We start from the raw sequence: 23,284 nt of genomic DNA on the forward strand, positions 1-23,284 counted from the left end.
AATCAGGATTACGGTAAAATATTTTCATGAATATATACTCAGGAAGTTAGTATGATCACCATGCTGGACGTCGCCAAAAAAGCGGGCGTATCAAAAGCAACGGTTTCGAGAGTGTTAGCAGGCAATAGTTACGTCAGTAAGACCACTCGCGATCGGGTATTTAAGGCAATTAACGAGACCGGCTACCGCCCAAATCTTCTGGCACGCAACCTGGCAACCCAAAAATCCCAAAGTATTGGTTTAGTGGTCACCAATACCCTTTACCATGGGCCCTACTTTAGCGAGCTCCTTTTCCAAACCGCCACGATGACGGAAAAGTATGGCCGACAGCTGATTCTGGCCGATGGCAAACAAAATGCACAGGATGAACGCCAAGCTATTGAGTTTTTGCTCGATTTACGCTGCGATGCCATCATTATTTATCCCCGCTTTCTGACCATCGATGAGCTTGATGAAATCATTGGTCTTCATGACCGTCCGATCATGGTGGTTAACCGCAAACTAAAACGTCATCAGCAAAATTGCGTTTATGCTGAACACCAACGTTATAGCTGCTCGGCCATCAGTTACCTGATTGCACAGGGGCACAGAGAGATCGCGTTTATTACAGGCTCCGCCGGTTCACCCACCAGTGACAGTCGGCTGGCGGGCTATAAGCAGGCGCTACAGCTAAATAATATTCCTTTCCAGAAGGAACGCGTGATTGAAGGGGCCTGGACACCGGAAAGCGGCCATGCTGCCGGTCAGCAATTGTTGCAACGTAATATCACCTTTAGTGCCGTTGTCGCCAGTAATGATGATATGGCAATCGGTGCTGCCAATGCGTTTACCCATGCGGGCATTAAAGTACCACAGGAGATCTCACTGCTGAGCTTTGATGATATTCCCATGGCGTCATTCTTTACACCGGCGCTAACCACCGTGCATGTCCCGGTTGCAGAGATGATTAAAAATACCCTGGAACGGCTGGTAAATATGCTGGATGGTGACACAGTCAGCCCGCTAACCATATTCGCCGGAGATTTGATCGTGCGGGATTCAGTGGCTCCCGGCCCCTGGTCCAGCTGAAACGATCGCTAAAAACGAAGTTTTGGTGTTGGCACAAGCAGAAACGCTGCCCCCCGCTGGGCGGGGGCGGTCGTGGAGACTAAATCGCGCGGTAGGCGGTTGTCACTTTCCATAAATAACGTGGTGCCTGAGCGGCCGGATGTTTACGCTGTACATGCTGATAAAACTCCTGCGGCGACATGTCATTGATCATCGCAATAGCCCGGTCCCGATTAGGTGAAAAAGTGCGTAGCAAGGCACCCGCACCGTTCGCATAAGAGACAATGGTCGCGTAGCGCAGCGTTTCAGGGTCATTAATACCCGCCAGTTGACGCGACTGCAATATGCTCAGGTAGGCAGTGCCAATATCGATATTTTTCGCCGGATCGCGTAGCTCTGAACCGCTTGGCTGGCCGTGACGGCCCTGAGCACGATAGACTTCGCGCCCCGCCGTTGAGGCTTTAATCTGCATCAAACCAACGGCATTCGAACGGCTGATCACCGTTGGGTTACCACCAGATTCTACGCTAATAATCGCATTAATCAGGCGTTCATCTACGCCGTAGTGACTGGCCGCATTTTCCGTTAGCATTGACCAGGCCTGCGACACTTTTTCCGGCGGGGCTTGCGTTAAAGGCGTTTGCCTTTCGGTTGTTATACGTTGCTGTGGCGTTTCGCTGGCGCATCCCGCCAGTAAAAGGGCACATAAAATCAGCGATCGTGTTTTCACGCTATTCTCTTCCTCGGAGCCACATGTCCACGTTCAATCATACTGACTGAAATTAGCTTAAAAATTGCCTTTTATCTGAATTACTGGATGAGTTGCCCCTATTTCGCCTTATCAGCAACCTGCTTCTCGCGTTTCTGAAGCTGGTCGGCTGGCGCAGGTTTCAAATCTGTCGGGCACTTTAATGCATCGGCGCGTCAGTCGTGACTTAACGCCCATTTTTCGTCATCATCAGCATCATTGGACAGTAAGGATACAAAAATGATTCAAAGTATGCTGATGAAAAAGTATGCACAGATCCCGAAATTGACCTTTGGTGACTCACCAGAACAGGTCAACACCTTATCTATGCTGGTGCTGGCCGGGATTAAAACAGCGAGCTGCTGCGCGTGGCAGCAGTGCGTTGAGCAAAATAATTTTCCACAAATAGGTGCATTGAGCCTGGTAACCGACAGTCGCGGACGTCCGTGCTGTGTCGTGCAAACGCTTAGGTTAGAGTGGGTCACTTTTGATTGCGTGACGCAGGAAATGGCATTTGCAGAAGGCGAAGGCGATCGCTCACTGGCAAGCTGGCGAGACGAACATGAGCGTTTTTTTACCGCCGCCGGTTTCTTTTCTCACACGATGCCCCTTATATTTGAGCACTTCAGCGTTATTGACCGCCTGGAAGGAGTTAACTAAACACTATGGCTGCCACATCGTACAGCATTCATCTCATCGCACCTTCCGGCTTTTGCCATAATCGCGTCGCCGCCGAACTTGGCGTTGCACGTCTGCAGGCAGCAGGGCACGCAGTCGAGAATCAGCAGGTTATACCGCGTCGCTTTCAACGTTTTGCAGGCACGGATGAACAACGTCTCAGCGATATTAATTCTCTGTCTACGCTTGATAAACTTCCGGATGTGGTGCTTGCCGTGCGCGGTGGGTATGGCCTGACGCGCCTGTTGGATCGCATCGATTATGCTTCCCTACGGCAGCTCTGCGGGAAGCCAGTTGCGCTGTGCGGCCATAGTGATTTTACCGCGTTACAGCTGGCGCTTCTCGCAAACAGTCAGATCATTAGCTTTAGTGGACCGATGTTAAGCGGTAACTTTGGCGCAGAAATCCTCTCTGATTTTACCGTTGAACATTTCTGGCGCGCACTCACCTCACCGACCTTTGCCCTTGAGTGGCAAACGGATTCACCGGATTGCCACGTTGACGGTACCGTCTGGGGTGGAAATTTGGCCATGATCGCATCACTCATTGGAACGCCTTATTTACCCGAAATAGCCGACGGAATTTTAGTGATTGAGGATGTTAACGAACATCCATTTCGCATTGAACGCATGCTATTGCAGTTGCATCAAAGCGGCATTCTCGCAAGGCAGCGAGCTATCGTTGCCGGCAACTTTACCGGCTCAAGGATTACTGGCTATGACAACGGTTTTGATTTTGCCAGCGTATGGCAAATGCTGCGAAATTTGACCGGGTTGCCCGTCATAACGGGCCTGGCCTTTGGCCATGACAGCGATACCGTTACACTGCCGCTTGGCGCCAGGGGACAATTGCACGTCATTAATGGCCGCAGTTCATTACGATTATCCGGCCATCCCACAATTTAATTGAATCACCTGACTGGCATCACCACCTTCTCGCCAGCGCATCAGCAAAAAGCCGGCATTAGCCGGCTTTTTACCGAATGAATCGGTGAACTTAATTCCCGACCTGTGACATATCTTTAATGTCAGATTGGTTTATCTGCTGCTCTTTGCCCGAAGCATCCGTGTAAGTGATCATACCGGTATCTTTGTCCACCTGCGGTTTGCCTTCCACTACGATGGTGCGTCCATCATTCGTGTGCATTACATGGTCGTTAGCACAGCCCGCCAGTAACAAGCCGATAGCAATGGTTGATGCAGCCAATATTGTCTTTTTCATGTGCGACTCCATATTTTCAGGTCCGTGATAAGGTTTAGCACAAGGTTAATGACTAACCGTCCGATTTTTTAGGGATTAGTGCGTATCGTTAACCTTTACAGATTTCTCTGAAGCGAAAAAAAAGCGGAATTGCAGCAGAGATACGCTCTCAGTCAGCTCTGACACTGATTCAGTATAGGGGTCACCAACAACAGAGGGGTACACTTAGTGCAGTAATGCTAAAGAATAAGGCCCGGAAAGGGCCAAATAATGAAAATAAGGTCGCGTTGCGAAAATATTATTGCGCTGCGACTTCAGCAGCTACCAGCATCAACGCAAGCCCTGCATCCTCAGCCTCATACTGGGCCATGACCTGCCTGATAGAAGCGATACAGGCGCTAACGCGCTGCTTTTGTGCCTCCGGCAATGAGGCTATGGCATTTTGTATGATCATCAGGCTCGCGTCTTCTTCTTTCATCCGGGAATGTCCTCGTAAATTTTCAATGATTTTAACGACAAGCATACCGTCAACCTCAGGTTGTCGTCATGCTTTATACCCTAAATAGTTAGGGTGACAACAACTCAGTAGCTGGTGGGCGGATGCGCATTGATGATCCGAAGGCGCGCACGCAAAGCTTCAGGCATCACAAGCACTCCCGATTATCCTTATTGCCATAGAAATCATCGCGTGATCGCCATCCATTTATCCGCTACGCTTACATGTGGTTCAAACGCTGGCAGGTTAAGGGAGAGTAACATCATGCGAAGATTGCGGGCCATCATTCTGGCTGGTTCACTGGCGTTAGTAGCCTGCTCATCTGATTATCGCGGCAAGGAATGCACAGGAAAAATAGAAAACCTGCAGGGGCAGCCTCTTGGTGAAACGCGGGCAAAAATCATCGACCGCTTTACCTCCTTTACCATCACCAGTGACGGGGGCAACGTTGACAGTGGCCCATTGCACAGCAAAGACAGAAGACTGTATTTCCCCTCCGCCGTGACACAAGAAGGTTTTTATGCACAGCGACTGTCAGACCAGCAATTTGGTCTGATTAACGCGCCGAAGAATCAGGTCATTATTTATACATGTCACTGATATCTCTACGCCATAACAACTCTGGACTTCAGCAAGCGAGGAAAGGTAATAAGTTACGTAGGTGAGGATTTAAACCACACGCAATTTGTAGCAGTGCCTATACTCAAAGTAATTTCCATAGTGACACGGTGATTTATGTTATGGCTTGAGCAAGGACTTTATTTAAAAGTGAACCAGCTTGAAAATGGACCGCGCCCTCTCCCGCTACAAAGTGGTTTTAATGGCGAGACTGCTTACCGGGTTTTAGGCTGTTTTAACCCGTCAGAAACTTCGGACGCGTATTACATTCTGTCTAACGATCGTGATGAAATTTGGTTTATTTGCAACCGTCATTTGCGCACCGTTGCCCTGACACAACATACGTGCGAATTCAGAATACCGCTCACCTCTACGCTTCCTTCAAGCGGGGATACCGGTGTGCGGTTCATGTAACGCAATGGATAATACCCTGCTCACAGGTGTCTGACGCGTTCCGGTGCCGGTTGGTGATGAACGATCATGCCAGATTTGCAAAAGATGCATACTGCACCATGAGGATTTTTAGCGGAAGAATCAAATCGGGAGAGGCGGTATTGGTTGCCGTGACAGCACGGACACTTGAATTTTAACGTTAAGATAAAGAACCTTCTTTTTTTGTCTATAGTGCAACCACACTACCATGCTTGCAGCCCTGCGTCTGTTTTATTTCGTTTAACATGATGCGCCGGGGCGAGGTCACTCATACCAATTTGACCTGTTTGAACGTGCTTAATACGGCATAAAGCGCCATGCATAGTAGCCCTCCGCCAATTAATATCAGGAAAAAGAAACCAATTAAATGATAGAGCCAGATCCCTGCCACGCCCCCCATTAAGAATGAAAAAATGGTATAGCAATGGAGTTTTAGCCGCGCGATAAATGCCGGGGCCTCTTTAGGTGATTCTTTACGTCGCAGAATATCAATTAACATTGCCAGCTCAATACCAATATCCGTAGCGGTTCCGGAAACATGGGTGGTGCGAACTCTGGCATTTGAAATCCGGGTAACAACCGCATTTTGCAATCCCATCAGAAAACTCAGACTCAAAATCAATATCTCACCCGCAGATTCTGGTTGGAACCAGAATTCAACGACACCCAAAGCAATCAGTGCAAGCGCTTCAAGGATAATATTGACGGCATAAATTGCACGTATGCCTCTTCGTCTTCCTGCGTTAATAACCATGGTTGAGACGGCGGCACCTGCAATGAAAAAGCAGACAATGAGGAGGAAGAATATCCCGGCATGACCATAGAAACGAGCGAGCTTATCTGATAACAACGAGACATTTCCTGTCATGTTGGCAGAAAAAAAACCAACAATTTCAAATGCTACCGTATTTAATGCGCCAGCAACGATAGCCAGGATACAGGCAAGTTTGCTATCTGTATTAATTGAACGTGCGTCATCAACGCTGATCAGCATCAGGTAAACTTAACAAGAGGGGAAGATATCCGTATTTTCTGCTTATCCGCAGATAAATACAACCCGATGTGCCACCTGCTCCCCTCGCATTTGATAGCCTATCAGGGCGGATAACTCACAGCCTGTTCCCTCGGCGTTGATTGTTACAGCCAATTCGAACCGGCCGTGCGGATCTGGCAGCCACGGCATGAGCTTGCTATTGCTAAGATGGCAGTCTGGTGAGCGGCGTGGAGGAAACAAGAAAAGCAATAACACAACCCTCATGACATTCTGAAACGGGCTGGTGCGCTCTTTAAAAGCAGGGGTTTATCTTTTTCATCAAGTGCGGGCTTGTTAGCCCGCACTTTCGGATTATTTCAAGCGCTCGACATCAGCCTGAGATTGCTCAAGTTCAGATTTAGCAGTCTCTAACTTAAGTTTCTTCTCTTCAACTTTATGCGTTTTTTTTGTAATTTTATCGGCGCGTCCGTCTGTCTTAGCCACATCCAGCTCGTGTTCAGCCTCTTGCAGCTCCAGTTCGGCTTTTTTTACCTTTTGTTCGTGTTTCGTTGCTTTTTCAGCAGCACGATTGGCTTGCCGCTCATCAGTACAGAATGTTTTTACCTGGCCCAGCGCCGTGTTTAATCGCGCAACCTCAGCGGTATTACCACTATTTTTTGCTATTTCAAGTTTTCCACTAATATCAGAAACCTGTTCTGAACATGAGTCGGTTGCAGCAAAACTGCCGCAGGAGAACGTAGCCAAGATAAACGTCAATGCAATTTTTTTCATTTTGTAGCGTCCATGTTAATTAATCTTATACTATTCAAAATAGCAATGAATTATATTCTGCCCATTTAAAAAATCAAGGATCATGATAATAAGCATCTGGTAAAAGTTAAAAAGTCAGGGAAATAAAAGACGGAGACAGAGGGTTAACGTTGATAATAATTAAGAAGTTTCTCAGAAATAAGGAATGAATAGAATAAATGTTAGGTTAGTTTGTATCTTTCTGAATAAAACCCTGAAGAGAAATAATTTGTTCCGTGCGTTTTTAATAAGTTACTCATAACATTCACCCATAATGGCTAGTGAAACCGGGTTTCAAGGACTCCGGTAGTGATTATCCACCGGAGTCCTTGAAAGTTAACGCTTTGAACTGTTCATTAAGATAATATCATGAGATATAACACTCTCAGTAGAAACAGAAAACCAAGAATATCACCTTGATTTAATTTATTTTTTTATCTTACGATTGAAATTCAGGATCGGATTTTTTGGTCATGCGATTTCTGATATCTCTGCGGAAGACTTCAATAGTCCACATCCACAGGATATGCCCCAGCGTTTCAGAAAATAGCTCAGCAGATGGCAGATCCCACATCGGTGGTGCCCAGCCGCCTAACGGCAGTACGATTCCATGAAATACGACGGTGACGACCAGAGCAAACAATACACCCTGCCACAGTTTTATTTTCGGAAAAATCTCCGCAACGAAACAGTAAAACATCGCGAATACAATTGAAAAAAGATGGTGAACACCCGCAACACCCCAATTAACAACGTGCCCGGAATAGTGGTAAACCAGATCGCTGGTTTTTATGCCTAAATCGTTGAGCATTTCCATGGGCGGAATGGCCCGGTCCGGCGTCCTTGGCGGTAGTGGGTTTTCTGTACCCCACTTTACGAAACTCGATATGTTTCCGCCAATAAATCCCGCAAATAAAGCAACACCATAATTGCGTGCGCTTTTCTTGGTTGTTGTAAATAATTCCATGATTAAAGCATCCCTTTTTATGTTTCACCCAAACAGTAAAGGAGAAATGCTTAATCGTCAGCAAGAAAAATGTAACATATGTTATTATAACCCACATTACGAATTGCATGCGCGTCACAGGCATAATCATGCTGAACACGCCGCGGTCACCGACAAAGCAGTGAAGCGTTTTTAAACCCATAAAAAAGGGAGCCCGCAGGCTCCCGTTGTCACATCATCAGCAAAGCTGATTACATGTGTTTAATCATTGCGTCGCCAAACTCTGAGGATTTCAGCAATTTAGCGCCATCCATCAGACGTTCGAAGTCATAGGTCACGGTCTTGGCAGCAATAGCGCCTTCCATGCCTTTAACAATCAGGTCAGCCGCTTCGAACCAGCCCATGTGACGCAGCATCATTTCTGCAGACAGAATGACGGAACCTGGGTTCACTTTATCCTGGCCTGCATACTTAGGTGCTGTACCGTGGGTCGCTTCAAACAGCGCACATTCGTCACCGATGTTTGCGCCTGGTGCAATACCGATACCACCAACCTGTGCCGCCAGGGCATCAGAAATGTAGTCACCATTCAGGTTCATACAGGCAATAACATCATATTCCGCAGGACGCAGCAGGATCTGTTGCAGGAAGGCATCGGCGATAACATCTTTAATGACTATCGCTTTACCGGTATTTGGGTTCTTGACCGACAGCCATGGACCACCATCAATCAATTCACCGCCAAACTCTTCTTTCGCCAGCTGGTAGCCCCAATCTTTAAAGGCACCTTCGGTGAACTTCATAATGTTGCCTTTGTGCACCAGGGTCACGGAGTCACGATCGTTGGTGATCGCATACTCAATCGCCGCACGCACCAGGCGTTTTGTCCCTTCTTCGGAGCAAGGCTTAATACCAATACCGCACTGCTCAGGGAAACGAATTTTCGTTACGCCCATTTCGTCTTTCAGGAATTTGATGACTTTGTCTGCTTCTGCAGAACCCGCTTTCCATTCGATACCCGCATAGATATCTTCTGAGTTTTCGCGGAAAATCACCATATCAGTTTCTTCAGGACGTTTAACCGGGCTTGGGGTGCCCTGATAGTAACGAACCGGACGCAGACAGATGTAGAGGTCGAGCTGCTGACGCAGAGCCACGTTCAGAGAACGAATTCCGCCACCGACTGGCGTTGTCAGAGGGCCTTTGATCGCAACGCGGTATTCTTTGATCAGTTCGAGGGTTTCTTCTGGCAGCCAAACATCCGGGCCGTACAGCTGGGTGGATTTCTCACCGGTGTAAATTTCCATCCAGGAAATTTTTCGCTCGCCGTTGTAGGCCTTCTGCACAGCGGCATCAACAACTTTGATCATCACGGGTGAAACATCAACACCAATGCCATCACCTTCGATGTAAGGAATGACCGGGTTGTTCGGAACAACCAGTTTTCCCTGATCCAGGGTGATTTTTTGACCTTCCGCCGGAACAACTACTTTGCTTTCCATTAACCTCTCCTTCGAGCGCTTTTTTTGTTAATGATTTGTAAGATGCGGGTCAATACTACTTGAATATTCCCCCCGCGCCAATCATCTCGGTTTTGCGTTATAATGCGCTTATTGTCACAAACTGCAAAGACCATGCATAAAACTCTCGTTAAAAATCACCGCGTTAAACGATTCAGCCGCCCCGCAGCCGCCAAAGAGCCGCGGCGGGTCATTATTTTTAACAAACCTTTTGATGTCCTGCCGCAATTTACCGACGAAGCAGGACGCACAACGTTGAAAGATTTTATCCCGATTCATAGCGTCTACGCGGCTGGCCGGCTGGACCGCGACAGTGAAGGTCTGATGGTGTTAACCAATGATGGCGCGCTGCAGGCGCAACTGACGCAACCGGGCAAACGCACCGGGAAAATCTATTTTGTGCAAGTTGAAGGAGTGCCGACTGATGCTCAACTTCAGCCATTACGCCGTGGAGTGACGCTAAAAGATGGCCCTACGCGACCAGCAGAAGTAGAACGCGTTGAAGCGCCCATCTGGCTCTGGCCACGCCACCCGCCTATTCGTGAACGGAAAGCGATCCCCACCAGCTGGCTAAAAATTACGCTTTACGAAGGCAAAAACCGCCAGGTTCGTCGTATGACCGCGCATATTGGCTTCCCTACCCTGCGGTTAATCCGCTATGCGATGGCTGCGCTGACGCTCGACGATCTTTCTCCCGGAGAGTGGCGCGAAATTAGCTATCCAAACGAGAAGTGATATCGACAGCTTCGCTGTCTCATAATGACCCACGCATCACCCACCCCGTTTGATTGTAAAATGCGATAACCGGGCTACGGTGAGGCCACAAAGAGAAGGTGGAAAGATGTTCAAACCTCACGTTACCGTTGCCTGCATTGTCCAGGCGGAAGGTTATTTGCTGGTGGTAGAGGAAACCGTTAACGGTCATGTTACCTGGAATCAACCAGCAGGTCATCTTGAGGCCAATGAGACTCTACAGCAGGCGGCCAGCCGCGAACTGCGTGAAGAAACGGGGATTCAGGCTCCGCCACAACATTTTCTCGGCGTTCAGCAGTGGACGGCACCGGATAAAACCCCTTTCCTGCGCTTTTTGTTTTCACTGGATTTACCAAGTCGCTTGCCAACCGCGCCGCAGGATAGCGATATCGATTGCTGTTGGTGGTTACTGCCGGAAGACATTATTCATGCGCCAAACCTGCGGTCATCGCTGGTTGCTGAAAGTATACGTATCTGGCAAAGCGGGATTCGCTATCCGCTGTCGCTGCTAAAAGCGTTTTAATCTTTTAAAGCGGTGAAATCCCCCGCGCCGTCAAATAAGCGCGGGAGAGATGTGAAGGGATTTATAAAGCGCCGGCAGTCACTAATTCAGGGCACATTTTCCTGACTCGCTGGTCAAGTAACGACAGCGTGGTTTCGCTTCCCTGGCTATCGGTCGCTGAACGCCTGAAAAATGCCTGAATATCCTGGGCGTGAGTGTGAGCACTCCAGCAGGCCGCAATACGCACGAACTGCGTGGAACAGTCATCAAGGTGGTAGTTAGTCGGGACGTTGGCCACGGCTCTTGATACTTGTTCTTTGCTGCTGAGTTGCTGATGACATCCTTCAGTATCTATCTTCAACTGACTGATATTCAGATCGATCGGTTTCATTGTTTTGATACTGATCCGCCTGACAACATTATCGCTGTTTTGGCTATCGCTCAGTTCCTGTACCACACTCCACAGGTCTTTTCGGAAACTATCGGCTCTAATTGACTGGATATCCGATAGTCTTGATGGATCGCGCAACAACACTTTGAAGCGGTTAGTCTGATCGGCAAACACATCGCCCGTCGCGTTAAAAGGCAGACTGGCATCAAAATCAAGTATCAATGCCCGACGCTGCGGCGAGATAAGCAACTTACGGATAAACAGTTGTAGTAATGATTCAAGACCAGAGTTGTCGGTTACACCGCCATCCACAATATGGAGAAGACGCTTTTTGTCATCATCAATCTGCCAGGCAACCGGCCCTAATGCCACAGGGAAAGAGCCGGATAGCGCGACGGCCTGCGCCAAACTGAAATCTTCAGATTTCACCGAAATACGTCGCGTTGTATAGAAGCTGTCAAAGCCTTCGGGCGTTAAGGAGTCATCACGCTGACAGTTATAAATCCATTTATAGTACATCGCATTGATATCCATACTCTTATTCATCGTAGCTTTGAATGAGTTCCGTAAGAAACCTTCAACATTCAGACAAAATTTTGAGCTGGGTATGGTGGTAATAAGAAATCGGCGGCCGGTATCATAATGTGTGGTATTAAAAATCAGATATGGCGATTTACCGCTGGCCTGCAGGTCGTCCAAATCTTTTAACGTCATGCCATGCGTAATCTGCTGGTCAATCGTATTGCTCAAATTATTAACAAAACCAGAGAACGGATTAATGCTCAACAAGTTACGCTGCCAGTTAAAATTCATCGTTTCATGATACTGCTGGAAAAACTGCGTCATTGCGGGCGGAGGCGGGTCTGCCAGTAAGGAACCATAATTTCCGGGTCCTTTCAGGCTAAAGTAGGCCGAAGCGAATCCGCCTCCTGAGACGCTCGAAATATAGCTAATCGTATTGAGCAAGCTTTCTTGTTTATCAACGGCAGGTTGGTGCGGATCGGGAACGTTAACGGGGATGCTGCCGAGTAATTCAAACAGGTAAGACGCATAAAGCGCCGAGCGGTTTCCCCCACCGGATATCGCAACCCCTACCAGCGGGCGATAGGCTGGTATATTTTGCTCTTCTTCATTGGTTTGGTTACTCTGAAAAACGCTTGGCTGGCCTGACGTTAATTGCTTAGGAAAGTAACATGCGCTGCACAGCGCAGATAACGCGCCGACCGCCACATAACGCAAGCTACGCTTTATTAAGTAAACGTTTATGATACTTCTCCCTAATTGGTGTTGGAATACCCGCATTTATTCGAATTGCCATTAAGGAGACATTTGTACAGGCGCAGGCCAGCTTCTGTCAGAGTTAAGGACAAGTCGAAAAAACAAATAAATACCCTAACTCATCCAGGTTGCATCAGAGTGAAAGTGAAAGACAAACCGCTGGCGGTTGGAATAGTGCTTGCGCTGCCCCACAGGCACACTTTCCCAACGAACCTGAGCAGATCGGGGATCACTTTCAATAAAGATGCAGCATGAAATATGGCAGGTATCAGGCGTGCCGAGCCGCGCTCAGCAAGCGTGGATAAGATACTAATGCGGTGAAATCCAATAATATAAGAAAAATCTGTGTTACTGAACCTTCCATATTTTATCCAGATGCAGTCATAGCCCACCGCTATTTTCCACCATGATTCAACCGGTTAGCGCCATAAAAAACGATACTTTCGCATCTGTGACCTTATACATTTTCTGTGCCACGCATAGAACGGCGCCATTAAAGGGATATCACCACCAGCAACAAAGTCGCACCCATGCATTACGCATGCTAGAATATGCCGCCTGTTTTATTCCTTATCGTGAGTGTGTCATGTCTGACAACAACCAGAAAAAAGTGATCGTCGGCATGTCCGGCGGCGTTGACTCTTCCGTTTCTGCCTGGTTACTGCAGCAGCAGGGCTATCAGGTTGAGGGTCTGTTCATGAAGAACTGGGAAGAAGATGACGGTGAGGAATACTGTACTGCTGCGGAAGATTTAGCCGATGCAAAAGCGGTGTGCGATAAACTCGGAATAACGCTGCATACGGTTAACTTCGCTGCGGAATACTGGGATAACGTCTTTGAGCACTTTCTTGAAGAGTACAAGGCGGGACGCACACCTAACCCCGATATTCTCTGTAACAAAGAGATTAAATTTAAGGCATTCCTTGAATTTGCCGCAGAAGATCTCGGCGCAGATTATATTGCGACCGGTCATTACGTACGCCGCCAGGATGATAACGGTAAAAGCCGCCTATTACGCGGCCTTGACGATAATAAAGATCAAAGTTATTTCCTTTACACGCTGGGCCACGAACAGATTGCTCAAAGCCTTTTTCCGGTAGGCGAACTGGCGAAACCTGAAGTACGCCGCATTGCCGAAGCGCTGGAACTGGTCACAGCAAAAAAGAAAGACTCTACCGGTATCTGTTTTATCGGTGAACGAAAATTCCGTGATTTCCTTGGGCGCTATTTACCCGCTCAGCCCGGCGCTATTGTTACCGTTGACGGGCAAACCATCGGCGAGCATCAGGGTCTGATGTATCATACGTTAGGTCAGCGTAAAGGTTTGGGTATTGGCGGCACTAAAGAAGGCAGTGAAGATCCCTGGTACGTGGTGGATAAAGATGTTGCAAACAATGTGCTGGTTGTTGCTCAAGGGGGAGACCACCCTCGTCTGATGTCGACAGGTCTGATTGCGCAGCAATTGCACTGGGTCGATCGCGAAGTAGTACGTACACCGCTACGCTGCACGGTAAAAACACGCTATCGCCAGCAGGATATCTCATGCCTGTTGGCTCCACTGGATGATGGCCGCATTGAGGTGCGCTTTGATGAGCCTGTCGCCGCCGTGACGCCGGGTCAGTCAGCTGTTTTTTATCTGGATGATGTCTGCCTCGGGGGCGGCGTGATTGAAGCACGTATACCGCTCGTGCAGCCATGATGAAGGGCGCTATCTGCCAGCGCGTATACTGGAGTAAACGTGGCTAAAAATTATTACGAGATTACGCTGGCAATGGCCGGTATTTGTCAGTCGGCGCATCTGGTACAGCAGCTTGCGCATCAGGGGCACAGTGATAGCGAAGCATTGAAAACATCGCTGGGTAGCCTGTTAGATCTTAACCCCGCCTCCACACTGGCCGTATATGGTAATGACGAAGCTAACCTGCGCTTTGGACTGGAGAGTATGCTGGCAATCCTCAATACCAGCAGTCGCCAGGGTGCGGGGGCCGAGTTGACACGCTATACGCTGAGCATGATGGTGCTGGAGCGCAAGCTCAGTAACAATAAAAGTGCACTGAACGAGCTGGCAAAACGAATTTCCCAGCTCGACCGCCAACTGGCGCATTACGGTCTTGAATCAGATACGGTGATTAGCGCTATGGCGGCTATCTATGTTGATGTTATCAGTCCGCTGGGACCCCGTATTCAGGTGACAGGTTCCCCTGCCGTACTGCAAAACTCACAGATTCAAAGCAAGGTACGCGCCTCATTGCTGGCGGGTATTCGTTCTGCCGTACTTTGGCACCAGGTTGGTGGGGGGCGTTTACAGTTGATGTTTTCACGTAATCGTCTCGCGACCGAGGCCAAAAGAATTTTAGCAAACCAGAGCCCGGCTATCTGATGCCGGGTGTTAGCCCAATCCATTATTAAACGATCCAGGAGTTGCACTGATGGAATTATCCTCTCTGACCGCCGTCTCACCCGTTGATGGCCGTTACGGCGACAAAGTCAGCCCGCTGCGCGCGATTTTCAGTGAATACGGTTTGCTGAAGTTTCGCGTTGAGGTTGAAGTTCGCTGGTTGCAGAAGCTGGCGCAGACCGCAGAGATCAAGGAAGTTCCTGCATTTGATGCTGACGCAAACGCTTACCTTGATGCAATTGTTGCGAATTTCACGGAAGAAGACGCTGCGCGTATTAAATCGATAGAGCGCACCACTAACCACGATGTAAAAGCGGTTGAATATTTTTTAAAAGAGCACGTCTCCACCGTACCGGCGTTACATGCGGTATCGGAATTTATCCACTTCGCCTGTACCTCTGAAGATATTAATAACCTGTCGCATGCCCTGATGCTGGAAACCGCCCGCCGCGATGTTGTGGTTCCATACTGGGAGCAGCTGATTAATGCAATAACCGATCTGGCGCATCAATATCGCGACATTCCCCTGCTTTCCCGTACACATGGCCAGCCTGCCACGCCGTCAACGCTGGGCAAAGAAATGGCAAACGTGGCTTACCGTCTGTCTCGCCAGTTACAGCAGTTACAACGCATTGAAGTGTTGGGTAAAATCAACGGTGCCGTAGGCAACTATAATGCGCATATTGCCGCCTATCCGGAAGTAGACTGGCATCAGCTAAGTGAAAATTTTGTCAGCTCGTTGGGTATCACCTGGAATCCATACACCACACAGATCGAACCTCACGACTATATCGCCGAATTATTTGACTGCATGGCGCGATTTAACACCATCCTGATCGACTTCGATCGTGATGTGTGGGGCTATATTGCGCTCAACCATTTCAGGCAGAAAACCGTCGCGGGTGAAATTGGTTCCTCCACCATGCCACATAAAGTCAATCCCATCGATTTTGAAAATTCCGAGGGCAACCTTGGATTATCAAACGCCGTGCTGCAACATCTGGCAAGCAAGCTTCCGGTGTCCCGCTGGCAGCGCGATCTGACCGATTCAACTGTGTTACGTAATCTTGGCGTGGGTATCGGCTATGCGGTAATTGCGTATCAAGCGACGTTAAAAGGCGTTTCCAAGCTGGAAGTGAACCGCGATCGTCTGCTGGACGAACTTGACCATAACTGGGAAGTGCTGGCGGAGCCAATCCAGACAGTGATGCGCCGTTATGGGATTGAAAAGCCTTATGAAAAACTGAAAGAGTTAACGCGTGGTAAACGCGTTGATGCCGCAGGCATGCAGACATTTATCGACAGTCTGGCGCTGCCGGAAGAAGAAAAAACCCGCCTGAAACAGATGACCCCCGCTAATTATCTGGGTCGTGCTGTTCAAATGGTCGATGATTTGAAATAATCAGTATAAGGGCCGATGAATGTCGGCCCGTGTTAACCTATTGTTTACCCGTACTCGCCTATACTCAGCAGCCTGTCAGGTCCCTTTCGTTTGTTACGATTTGTCATTTTAAGGAAGGCTTATGCGCGTATTGATTATAGAAGATAATGCATTACTGCGACATCATTTGGCGGTGCAGCTACGTGATATGGGACATCAGGTAGATGCGGCAGAGGATGCCATGGAAGCTGACTATTTTCTTAATGAACATACCCCGGATATTACGCTGGTTGACCTTGGGTTGCCGAATGAAGACGGTATGTCATTGATCCGTCGCTGGCGTAACGAAGAAGTGAAGCAGCCTATTCTGGTATTAACCGCACGTGAAGGCTGGCAAGCAAAAGTTGCGGCGCTGGAAGCTGGTGCCGATGATTACGTCACCAAACCGTTCCATATTGAAGAAGTGGTCGCACGGATGCAGGCCCTGATGCGACGAAATAGCGGTCATGCGTCACAAATTATTTCTCTGGCTCCTTTTCAGATCGATCTTTCACGTCGCGAGCTCACGATTAACGATCAACAGATTAAGCTGACCGCATTTGAGTACACCATTATGGAAACCTTGATCCGCAATGCGGGTAAGGTTGTCAGCAAAGACTCATTGATGCTTCAGCTTTATCCTGATGCCGAACTGCGTGAAAGCCATACCATTGATGTTTTAATGGGACGATTACGCAAAAAAATCCTCACCGAATATCCTGCCGACGTGATTACTACGGTTCGCGGCCAGGGTTATCGTTTTGATCTCTGATTAATGTTGTCACTACGCAAACTGATCCCACACTCTCTGCGCGCACGCTTTTTACTTGCAACGGCAGTAGTCGTTTTGATCCTTTCCCTCTCTTACGGGATGGTCGCCGTGGTGGGATATATGGTGAGCTTCGATAAAAACACCTATCGGGTGATGCGCGGTGAAAGTAATCTTTTTTTCACTCTCGCGCAGTGGCAGGATGGCAAATTAACCATTACCCAGCCAGAACGCATGACGCTGAATTTCCCTACGCTGGTTTTCATCTATAACGAGCGTGGCAAGCTGCTGTGGCAGCAGCGGGATGTGCCTGAAATTCGTAACAGGATTAAAGCAGAGTGGCTGAACAAGCCTGACTTTTACGAAATCGATACCAATAATCTGATCAGCCGGGTGGCATTGGGTAACAATACCGCCGCTCAAAACAGGCTTCACGCCTACGATGATGATGGCAACGATACCTTTACCCACTCAGTGGCCGTAAACCGTTACGACGCCACCACCAACCTTCCCGCATTAACTATTGTGGTGGTGGATTCTATCCCACAGGAATTACAGCATTCCGACGTGGTCTGGTCATGGTTTAACTATGTTCTGCTGGTGAACTTACTGCTGGTGATCCCACTATTGTGGCTGGCGGCACACTGGAGTTTACGCCCAATTGAAGCCTTAACCAGCCAGGTACGTGAGCTGGAAAGCGGTCAGCGTGAAACGCTGGATCCTCATCCGCCTCAGGAGCTACGCGGTCTGGTGCGTAATCTCAACCTGCTACTGGATAACGAACGCCAGCGTTATACGCGCTACCGCACTACGCTTTCTGATTTGACCCACAGTTTGAAGACACCCCTGGCGGTGCTACAAAGTACATTACGCTCATTGCGTGGCGGAAAAACGCTCTCTGTCGAGCAGGCCGAGCCCATTATGCTTGAGCAGATCAGTCGGATATCCCAACAAATCGGCTACTATCTGCATCGTGCAAGTATGCAGGCCGACCATAACCCCTTAAAACGCGAATTGCATTCAGTCTCTGCTCTGCTTGATAGCCTCTGTTCTGCGCTAAACAAGGTTTATCAACGTAAAGGCGTTTCATTGACGCTGGATGTGTCACCCGAAATATCATTTATCGGTGACCCAAATGCTTTCATGGAAGTGATGGGAAACGTGCTCGATAACGCTTGTAAATATTGTCTGGAGTTCGTCGAGATCACCGCGCGCCAAACCGAAAATGCGCTGCACCTGGTCGTTGATGATGATGGTCCCGGTATCCCGGAAAGTAAGCGCGACATCATTTTTTTACGGGGGCAACGTGCGGATACCCTACGTCCCGGACAGGGGCTGGGGCTGGCGGTAGCCCGTGATATTCTTGAAGAGTATACGGGTGAAATTATTGCCACCACCAGCGAGTTAGGTGGCGCGCGTATGGAAGTGGTATTTTTACGTCAGGAAGTCTCACATAACGGCGAGTAGAAAAACGTTGGCGCTGTTATACTTGCTGCAATTTGCTGGCATACGCTGGCATACGCTGGCGCATAATATTCGTTTGGCTCAATGCTGGCTGTAGTCCGTTTCAAGCACACCTTTCCCGCAGAACTGGCTGACGTAAGCCTCCGGGAGCGTAGGTATGGTGCAGCCGTGAACATCAAGTAAGAAGGGAATTATGGATTATCAGCTCGATCTCAACTGGCCTGATTTTGTTCAGCGCTACTGGCAAAAACGCCCCGTCGTATTAAAACGTGGCTTCAAAAATTTTGTCGATCCCATCACCCCTGATGAGCTTGCAGGCCTGGCGATGGAAAATGAGGTCGATAGCCGTCTTGTCAGCCACCAGGCTGGTAAATGGCAAGTCAGCCATGGTCCCTTTGAAAGTTTTGACCATCTTGGAGAAAATAACTGGTCATTACTGGTTCAGGCGGTCGATCACTGGCATGAACCCTCCGCGGCACTGATGCGCCCTTTCCGCTTTTTGCCTGACTGGCGCATTGACGATCTGATGATCTCTTTTTCCGTGCCGGGTGGCGGTGTTGGCCCCCATCTTGACCAGTATGATGTGTTTATTATCCAGGGAACCGGCCGCCGCCGCTGGCGTGTGGGTGATAAAATCCCGATGAAGCAACACTGCCCGCACCCCGACTTGCTACAGGTCGCCCCCTTTGACGCCATCATTGATGAAGAGATGGAGCCCGGAGATATTCTCTATATCCCACCGGGATTCCCGCATGAAGGTTATTCGCTGGAAAATGCGATTAACTACTCGGTGGGCTTCCGTGCCCCCAGCGGTCGCGAATTGATCAGCGGCTTTGCGGATTATGTATTAGCACATGAGTTGGGCAGCTACCGCTATAGCGATCCGGAAGTGGTCAGTCGGGAAAATCCTGCTGACATTCTGCCGCAGGAATTAGCGGGGATTCGTGACATCATGCTTGACGTTATTAATAAACCTGAGCACTTCGAGCAATGGTTCGGTGAATTCATTTCACAATCCCGACATGAGCTGGACATCGCGCCGCCAGAGCCACCTTATCAGCCGGATGAAATTTATGATGCGTTGCAGCAGGGCGACAGGCTGACCCGACTTGGTGGTCTGCGCGTCCTGTGTCTGGGTGATGCCGTGTTCGTCAATGGAGAACGCATCGAAAGCCCGCACCGTGCAGCCCTGCACGCTCTGGCTAATACGCTATACCTCGGTCAGGAGGCTTTTGATACCGCTTTGGACGATCCGGCGTTTCTGGCACAACTGGCCGCGTTGGTAAACAGCGGTTACTGGTATTTCGGTGAGGAATAACGCTTAGCAGGCGAATAAACCTGTATTACCGAGATATCAACGTCGACCCTGTCAACCAGCGATAGGGTCGACGTAAGCCGTGTTACTTCTCTTCTGCTGCCAACTCCGCAATACGCACAATCACCTGTACCGCTTTTTCCATACCGTTGAGTGAAGCAAATTCATGTTTACCATGATAATTATAGCCACCGGTAAATATATTCGGGCAAGGAAGTCCCATAAAAGATAAGGATGCGCCATCCGTACCGCCACGAATCGGTTTAACGTCCGGCTCAATATCGCAATCACGCATAGCCTGTAGTGCCAGCTCAATAATATATGGGTGAGCCGCCACTTTTTCCCGCATATTGAAATAACTGTCTTCAACCAGCACGTCAATATGACAATCCTGATGAATCTCTTCTGCTAAACGTTTTCCAATCGCTGTTAAGTTTTTTTTCCGCCATTCAAAAGCATCACGCTCAAAGTCACGCACAATGTAGTGTAATTCCGCGTGATCAACGCAGCCTTTCATATTATGCAGATGATAAAAACCCTCATAACCAGCGGTTTTCTCCGGCACCTCTTGTTCCGGCACTTCAGAATGAAAACGAAACGCCAATTCAAGGGCATTGACCATTACGCCTTTTGCGGAACCGGGGTGGACGTTATTCCCCACGATTTTCACCGTTACCGAAGCTGCATTAAAATTTTCAAACTCAAATTCGCCAATCCCGCCGCCGTCCATGGTATAGGCCCAGTCAGCACCAAAAGCTGCAACGTCGAAGAATTCGGTTCCTTTGCCAATTTCTTCATCAGGCGTAAAAGCAACGCGAATATCGCCATGAGGCGTATCTCCCGAAGCAAGACGGGCCAGTGCGGTCATAATTTCCGCAACTCCGGCTTTATCATCAGCCCCAAGCAATGTTTTTCCATCGGTCGTGATTAATGTGTGCCCGATAAGCTGGTGCAATACAGGGAACATCACTGGCGATAGCTCTTCGTCACCGTTACCCAACGCAATATCACCGCCACGGTAGTTTTCGATAATCTGTGGATTAACATTTTTCGCGGTAAAATCGGGCGAAGTATCCATATACGCAATAAAACCCACAACGGGCGTTTCACGATCAACATTCGCAGGCAGGGTTCCCATCAAACATCCGTGCTCGCTGAGCGTAATGTCTTTCAAACCTAGCGCTTCCAGCTCTGATTGCAAAATGCGCGCCAGCCGCCATTGCCCTTGCGTACTGGGAACCTGCCGGGCATGGCTTTTTGATTGCGTATCACAGGAAACGTAGCAGAGAAAGCGATCGAGTAATTTATTCATCTGTGATCCTTCATATAGACATAACGCTACCGCTTTTTATAAGGGCGGCAACAAACCGGCTGCTTGAGATATGGCGGGTATCATTATGTTAAGGCATTCACTGAAGAGTATTGCGTAAAATCATAGTGGATGGAATTTAATCGAAAATCTATGAACCTGGCGGTCCATAATCGCTTAAGCCAGGCTATATACCTTAGCGAGTAAGACCATTCTGGCGCCCTCGGGGGGGTGGTTCGAACACCCTGATTTTCTCCTCTCGCGGCCATTCTGTACCTTTGTGCTAAAACCAGTCTGTTCTCAGCACCGCATATATCGCCAAAAGAACGACGAGAAGTCCGTGAGGCATGAGGCCGGTATCAGGCATTGAGCAGACATCGAGCTCTCCGGCTTCCTGGCGAACTCGATGTGCCACCGACAACAGAGCAACGGCTAATACTGCCTGCCCCAGCCCCCTTCTGTTATTTATACAGCCCTAACAAAAAGGTTCTCACATAAAGCGGAACAATTTTACTGGCCAGGCCGTACTTCTTCTCTTCAAACTCACTGCCGACCTGGCTCGGTTCCAGATTCAATTCCACGGTATGCGCACCGTTAAGCTTCGCCTCATGGACAAAGCCCGCCGCAGGATAAACATGGCCTGATGTGCCAATCGCGACAAAATAATCGGCTTGCTCAATCGCCTGGTAGATCTCATCCATCCCCATCGGCATCTCACCAAACCACACGATGTGCGGGCGCAGAACAGAAGGAAACTGGCAGCAGTGACAGCGATCGTTTGGCTTAACATCCTCGGTCCAGTCCAGCACCTGCCCACTGACGGCACAACGCACTTTTAATAGCTCGCCATGCATGTGGATCACACGCTGACTGCCTGCTCTCTCGTGCAAATTATCAATATTCTGCGTGACCAGCAAAAAACTGTCGCCTAACACCGATTCAAGCTCAGCCAGTGCCAGATGCGCCAGGTTAGGATGAATCTCCGGCTGTTGAAGCTGACGGCGGCGTGCATTATAAAATGCCTGCACCAGCGCCGGATCGCGCGCAAATCCTTCCGGGGTAGCCACATCTTCCACTTTATGCTCTTCCCACAGGCCATCCGCAGCACGAAACGTTTGGATCCCCGACTCAGCCGAGATGCCCGCCCCGGTCAACACCACAACTCGAGGTAACGGATTCGCGGCCAGTTCGGCGCTACGGTCGCGTTCAAAAATACGCTGACGGAAACGCTGATGAATTTGGCGCTTGGTTTTCTTGTAGCGAGCAAGTCGCAAACGGCGACGGGGTGTGCGCATAAAAACTCCTTTAACGTAGGTGCAGGAATGCGGCGCCGCGCATTCCACCAGCATCACCATGGCGAGCTTTTTCGAAGCGTGGTGGCTTGGCCACCGGCAGCAAATATTTCACTACGCGTTCGCTTAACCCGTCATAGAGCGCATCAAAATTTGACAGACCACCGCCGATTACCACCAGATGAGGATCGATAATAGTCAGCAGATTGCCAAGGCAGGCAGCCAGTAATTCACAGTAAACTTCAGTATGCGAGATTGCCTGCTCATCCCCCTGATAATAACGGGCGATAATGTCAGGTGCGCTAAGGGTGTGTTGGTATCGCTGTTGCCAAAGCCAGGCGAATCCGGTGCCGGAAAGGTAGGATTCAATGCAACCATGTTTACCACAACCGCAACGCTGGATGGGAATATTACGGCCAAGCCCCTCAAGAGCATCAAGCGGTAGCCGCATATGCCCGAACTCACCGGTAATAGCATTGCGTCCTGTGAGAGGCTTGCCATCAACGATAATCCCTCCGCCTACGCCCGTTCCCAGAATTAAACCTAACACCACTGGATAGGCGCGGAACTCATCATCCCAGGCTTCAGAAAGTGCAAAACAGTTTGCATCGTTCTCGATACGCACATCTCGGTTCAACCGGTGAGAAAGATCGGCTCGCAGCGTTTTCCCTCGCAGGCAGGGAATATTGGCGGTAAAGAGGGTGCCATCATCAGGCACAGGTAGCCCGGGCACACCAATACCAATACTACCGCGCTCCTCGCTTAGCCTGTCGGCTTCTTCCACCAACGCCTCAAGCTCCTCCAGCAGTTGCGGATAATCGTCCCGTGGGGTCGGTACACGTTTGCTCCAGAGCAGGTGGCGTTGTCTGTCATAAACGCCAATGGCAATTTTTGTACCGCCTATATCGAAGCCATAATACATGCG

The 23,284-nt window shown here is 49.2% G+C and carries 25 protein-coding genes; 13 read left to right on the plus strand and 12 right to left on the minus strand.

The window, feature by feature from the left end; translation table 11 throughout:
• Positions 1-51: 51 nt before the first annotated feature.
• Complete coding sequence (locus J1C60_RS10510) at positions 52-1,068, plus strand: LacI family DNA-binding transcriptional regulator (protein ID WP_128177387.1); 1,017 nt, start codon at positions 52-54, stop codon at positions 1,066-1,068.
• A 79-nt stretch (positions 1,069-1,147) separates the two neighbouring features.
• On the opposite strand, the gene emtA is transcribed toward J1C60_RS10510, so the two are convergent.
• A complete protein-coding gene (gene emtA / locus J1C60_RS10515) occupies positions 1,148-1,777 on the minus strand; it encodes a membrane-bound lytic murein transglycosylase EmtA (RefSeq protein ID WP_128177389.1) in 630 nt (209 codons plus the stop codon).
• Between the two features lie 258 nt (positions 1,778-2,035).
• Between emtA and J1C60_RS10520 the strand changes: the two genes are divergently transcribed.
• Complete coding sequence (locus J1C60_RS10520; protein ID WP_128177390.1) at positions 2,036-2,455, plus strand: ASCH domain-containing protein; 420 nt, start codon at positions 2,036-2,038, stop codon at positions 2,453-2,455.
• Between the two features lie 5 nt (positions 2,456-2,460).
• Positions 2,461-3,378 carry a muramoyltetrapeptide carboxypeptidase gene (ldcA, locus tag J1C60_RS10525; protein ID WP_128177392.1) on the plus strand — a complete coding sequence of 306 codons (918 nt, stop codon included), beginning with the start codon at positions 2,461-2,463 and terminating at the stop codon, positions 3,376-3,378.
• Between the two features lie 91 nt (positions 3,379-3,469).
• Here the strand turns inward: ldcA and J1C60_RS10530 are convergent, their stop codons facing one another.
• On the minus strand, positions 3,470-3,694 hold the full coding sequence (locus tag J1C60_RS10530; RefSeq protein ID WP_128177394.1) for a YgdI/YgdR family lipoprotein: 225 nt from the start codon (positions 3,692-3,694) through the stop codon (positions 3,470-3,472).
• 277 nt (positions 3,695-3,971) lie between these two features.
• Positions 3,972-4,151, minus strand: a complete 180-nt coding sequence (locus J1C60_RS10535; RefSeq protein WP_128177396.1) for a hypothetical protein — start codon at positions 4,149-4,151, stop codon at positions 3,972-3,974.
• Between the two features lie 282 nt (positions 4,152-4,433).
• Between J1C60_RS10535 and J1C60_RS10540 the strand changes: the two genes are divergently transcribed.
• Together J1C60_RS10540 and J1C60_RS10545 are read left to right on the plus strand one after the other, a co-directional pair.
• Entirely contained in the window at positions 4,434-4,769 is a 336-nt protein-coding gene (locus J1C60_RS10540; protein ID WP_128177397.1) for a hypothetical protein, read from the plus strand.
• Between the two features lie 135 nt (positions 4,770-4,904).
• The gene (locus J1C60_RS10545) at positions 4,905-5,201 is read left to right on the plus strand and encodes a hypothetical protein (protein WP_128177399.1); all 297 of its coding nucleotides are present in this window, start codon (positions 4,905-4,907) and stop codon (positions 5,199-5,201) included.
• Positions 5,202-5,221: 20 nt separating this feature from the next.
• On the opposite strand, the gene ymcF is transcribed toward J1C60_RS10545, so the two are convergent.
• From ymcF to icd, 5 genes are all read right to left on the minus strand, one after another.
• Positions 5,222-5,410, minus strand: coding sequence for a cold shock small protein YmcF (gene ymcF, locus J1C60_RS10550; RefSeq protein ID WP_422645789.1), 189 nt, complete (start codon positions 5,408-5,410; stop codon positions 5,222-5,224).
• A gap of 77 nt (positions 5,411-5,487) precedes the next feature.
• Positions 5,488-6,213: a YoaK family protein gene (locus tag J1C60_RS10555; RefSeq protein WP_128177401.1), complete on the minus strand. Its 726-nt coding sequence runs from the start codon at positions 6,211-6,213 to the stop codon at positions 5,488-5,490.
• A gap of 351 nt (positions 6,214-6,564) precedes the next feature.
• Positions 6,565-6,984: a DUF1090 family protein gene (locus J1C60_RS10560; RefSeq protein ID WP_128177403.1), complete on the minus strand. Its 420-nt coding sequence runs from the start codon at positions 6,982-6,984 to the stop codon at positions 6,565-6,567.
• 457 nt (positions 6,985-7,441) lie between these two features.
• On the minus strand, positions 7,442-7,972 hold the full coding sequence (locus tag J1C60_RS10565) for a YagU family protein (protein ID WP_375139777.1): 531 nt from the start codon (positions 7,970-7,972) through the stop codon (positions 7,442-7,444).
• A 227-nt stretch (positions 7,973-8,199) separates the two neighbouring features.
• The gene (gene icd, locus J1C60_RS10570) at positions 8,200-9,450 is read right to left on the minus strand and encodes an NADP-dependent isocitrate dehydrogenase (protein WP_128177407.1); all 1,251 of its coding nucleotides are present in this window, start codon (positions 9,448-9,450) and stop codon (positions 8,200-8,202) included.
• A 102-nt stretch (positions 9,451-9,552) separates the two neighbouring features.
• Between icd and rluE the strand changes: the two genes are divergently transcribed.
• Positions 9,553-10,203 (plus strand): 23S rRNA pseudouridine(2457) synthase RluE, encoded by a 651-nt coding sequence (gene rluE, locus J1C60_RS10575; protein WP_128177409.1) that lies wholly within the window; start codon positions 9,553-9,555, stop codon positions 10,201-10,203.
• A 106-nt stretch (positions 10,204-10,309) separates the two neighbouring features.
• Positions 10,310-10,744 (plus strand): NUDIX domain-containing protein, encoded by a 435-nt coding sequence (locus J1C60_RS10580; RefSeq protein ID WP_128177411.1) that lies wholly within the window; start codon positions 10,310-10,312, stop codon positions 10,742-10,744.
• Between the two features lie 61 nt (positions 10,745-10,805).
• Here J1C60_RS10580 and J1C60_RS10585 read toward each other — a convergent pair whose 3' ends face one another.
• Positions 10,806-12,344 carry a patatin-like phospholipase family protein gene (locus J1C60_RS10585; protein ID WP_229655830.1) on the minus strand — a complete coding sequence of 513 codons (1,539 nt, stop codon included), beginning with the start codon at positions 12,342-12,344 and terminating at the stop codon, positions 10,806-10,808.
• A gap of 634 nt (positions 12,345-12,978) precedes the next feature.
• Between J1C60_RS10585 and mnmA the strand changes: the two genes are divergently transcribed.
• From mnmA to J1C60_RS10615, 6 genes are all read left to right on the plus strand, one after another.
• Positions 12,979-14,091: a tRNA 2-thiouridine(34) synthase MnmA gene (mnmA, locus tag J1C60_RS10590; protein ID WP_128177415.1), complete on the plus strand. Its 1,113-nt coding sequence runs from the start codon at positions 12,979-12,981 to the stop codon at positions 14,089-14,091.
• 39 nt (positions 14,092-14,130) lie between these two features.
• Entirely contained in the window at positions 14,131-14,772 is a 642-nt protein-coding gene (hflD, locus tag J1C60_RS10595; RefSeq protein WP_128177417.1) for a high frequency lysogenization protein HflD, read from the plus strand.
• Positions 14,773-14,821: 49 nt separating this feature from the next.
• A complete protein-coding gene (gene purB / locus J1C60_RS10600) occupies positions 14,822-16,192 on the plus strand; it encodes an adenylosuccinate lyase (protein ID WP_128177418.1) in 1,371 nt (456 codons plus the stop codon).
• 121 nt (positions 16,193-16,313) lie between these two features.
• Positions 16,314-16,982 carry a two-component system response regulator PhoP gene (gene phoP / locus J1C60_RS10605; protein ID WP_128177420.1) on the plus strand — a complete coding sequence of 223 codons (669 nt, stop codon included), beginning with the start codon at positions 16,314-16,316 and terminating at the stop codon, positions 16,980-16,982.
• Positions 16,983-16,985: 3 nt separating this feature from the next.
• Complete coding sequence (phoQ, locus tag J1C60_RS10610) at positions 16,986-18,446, plus strand: two-component system sensor histidine kinase PhoQ (RefSeq protein ID WP_128177422.1); 1,461 nt, start codon at positions 16,986-16,988, stop codon at positions 18,444-18,446.
• A gap of 190 nt (positions 18,447-18,636) precedes the next feature.
• A complete protein-coding gene (locus tag J1C60_RS10615; protein WP_128177424.1) occupies positions 18,637-19,761 on the plus strand; it encodes a ribosomal protein uL16 3-hydroxylase in 1,125 nt (374 codons plus the stop codon).
• Between the two features lie 82 nt (positions 19,762-19,843).
• On the opposite strand, the gene pepT is transcribed toward J1C60_RS10615, so the two are convergent.
• The 3 genes from pepT to nagK all read right to left on the minus strand — a co-directional run bounded on the left by pepT (position 19,844) and on the right by nagK (position 23,281).
• On the minus strand, positions 19,844-21,070 hold the full coding sequence (gene pepT, locus J1C60_RS10620) for a peptidase T (protein WP_128177426.1): 1,227 nt from the start codon (positions 21,068-21,070) through the stop codon (positions 19,844-19,846).
• A 458-nt stretch (positions 21,071-21,528) separates the two neighbouring features.
• Complete coding sequence (cobB, locus tag J1C60_RS10625; RefSeq protein WP_128177428.1) at positions 21,529-22,362, minus strand: Sir2 family NAD+-dependent deacetylase; 834 nt, start codon at positions 22,360-22,362, stop codon at positions 21,529-21,531.
• Positions 22,363-22,372: 10 nt separating this feature from the next.
• Positions 22,373-23,281: an N-acetylglucosamine kinase gene (gene nagK / locus J1C60_RS10630; protein ID WP_128177429.1), complete on the minus strand. Its 909-nt coding sequence runs from the start codon at positions 23,279-23,281 to the stop codon at positions 22,373-22,375.
• Positions 23,282-23,284 lie beyond the last annotated feature (3 nt).

The sequence above is a fragment of the [Pantoea] beijingensis genome, assembly GCF_022647505.1.
Classification (GTDB): domain Bacteria; phylum Pseudomonadota; class Gammaproteobacteria; order Enterobacterales; family Enterobacteriaceae; genus Erwinia; species Erwinia beijingensis.

Coding starts and splice junctions, on each gene's coding strand:
- J1C60_RS10510 (WP_128177387.1), top strand. CDS start 52: ATGATCACCATGCTGGACGTCGCCAAAAAAGCGGGCGTATCAAAAGCA.
- J1C60_RS10520 (WP_128177390.1), top strand. CDS start 2,036: ATGATTCAAAGTATGCTGATGAAAAAGTATGCACAGATCCCGAAATTG.
- ldcA (WP_128177392.1), top strand. CDS start 2,461: ATGGCTGCCACATCGTACAGCATTCATCTCATCGCACCTTCCGGCTTT.
- J1C60_RS10530 (WP_128177394.1), bottom strand. CDS start 3,694: ATGAAAAAGACAATATTGGCTGCATCAACCATTGCTATCGGCTTGTTA.
- J1C60_RS10535 (WP_128177396.1), bottom strand. CDS start 4,151: ATGAAAGAAGAAGACGCGAGCCTGATGATCATACAAAATGCCATAGCC.
- J1C60_RS10540 (WP_128177397.1), top strand. CDS start 4,434: ATGCGAAGATTGCGGGCCATCATTCTGGCTGGTTCACTGGCGTTAGTA.
- J1C60_RS10545 (WP_128177399.1), top strand. CDS start 4,905: ATGTTATGGCTTGAGCAAGGACTTTATTTAAAAGTGAACCAGCTTGAA.
- J1C60_RS10555 (WP_128177401.1), bottom strand. CDS start 6,213: ATGCTGATCAGCGTTGATGACGCACGTTCAATTAATACAGATAGCAAA.
- J1C60_RS10560 (WP_128177403.1), bottom strand. CDS start 6,984: ATGAAAAAAATTGCATTGACGTTTATCTTGGCTACGTTCTCCTGCGGC.
- icd (WP_128177407.1), bottom strand. CDS start 9,450: ATGGAAAGCAAAGTAGTTGTTCCGGCGGAAGGTCAAAAAATCACCCTG.
- rluE (WP_128177409.1), top strand. CDS start 9,553: ATGCGCTTATTGTCACAAACTGCAAAGACCATGCATAAAACTCTCGTT.
- J1C60_RS10580 (WP_128177411.1), top strand. CDS start 10,310: ATGTTCAAACCTCACGTTACCGTTGCCTGCATTGTCCAGGCGGAAGGT.
- mnmA (WP_128177415.1), top strand. CDS start 12,979: ATGTCTGACAACAACCAGAAAAAAGTGATCGTCGGCATGTCCGGCGGC.
- purB (WP_128177418.1), top strand. CDS start 14,822: ATGGAATTATCCTCTCTGACCGCCGTCTCACCCGTTGATGGCCGTTAC.
- phoP (WP_128177420.1), top strand. CDS start 16,314: ATGCGCGTATTGATTATAGAAGATAATGCATTACTGCGACATCATTTG.
- phoQ (WP_128177422.1), top strand. CDS start 16,986: ATGTTGTCACTACGCAAACTGATCCCACACTCTCTGCGCGCACGCTTT.
- J1C60_RS10615 (WP_128177424.1), top strand. CDS start 18,637: ATGGATTATCAGCTCGATCTCAACTGGCCTGATTTTGTTCAGCGCTAC.
- pepT (WP_128177426.1), bottom strand. CDS start 21,070: ATGAATAAATTACTCGATCGCTTTCTCTGCTACGTTTCCTGTGATACG.
- cobB (WP_128177428.1), bottom strand. CDS start 22,362: ATGCGCACACCCCGTCGCCGTTTGCGACTTGCTCGCTACAAGAAAACC.
- nagK (WP_128177429.1), bottom strand. CDS start 23,281: ATGTATTATGGCTTCGATATAGGCGGTACAAAAATTGCCATTGGCGTT.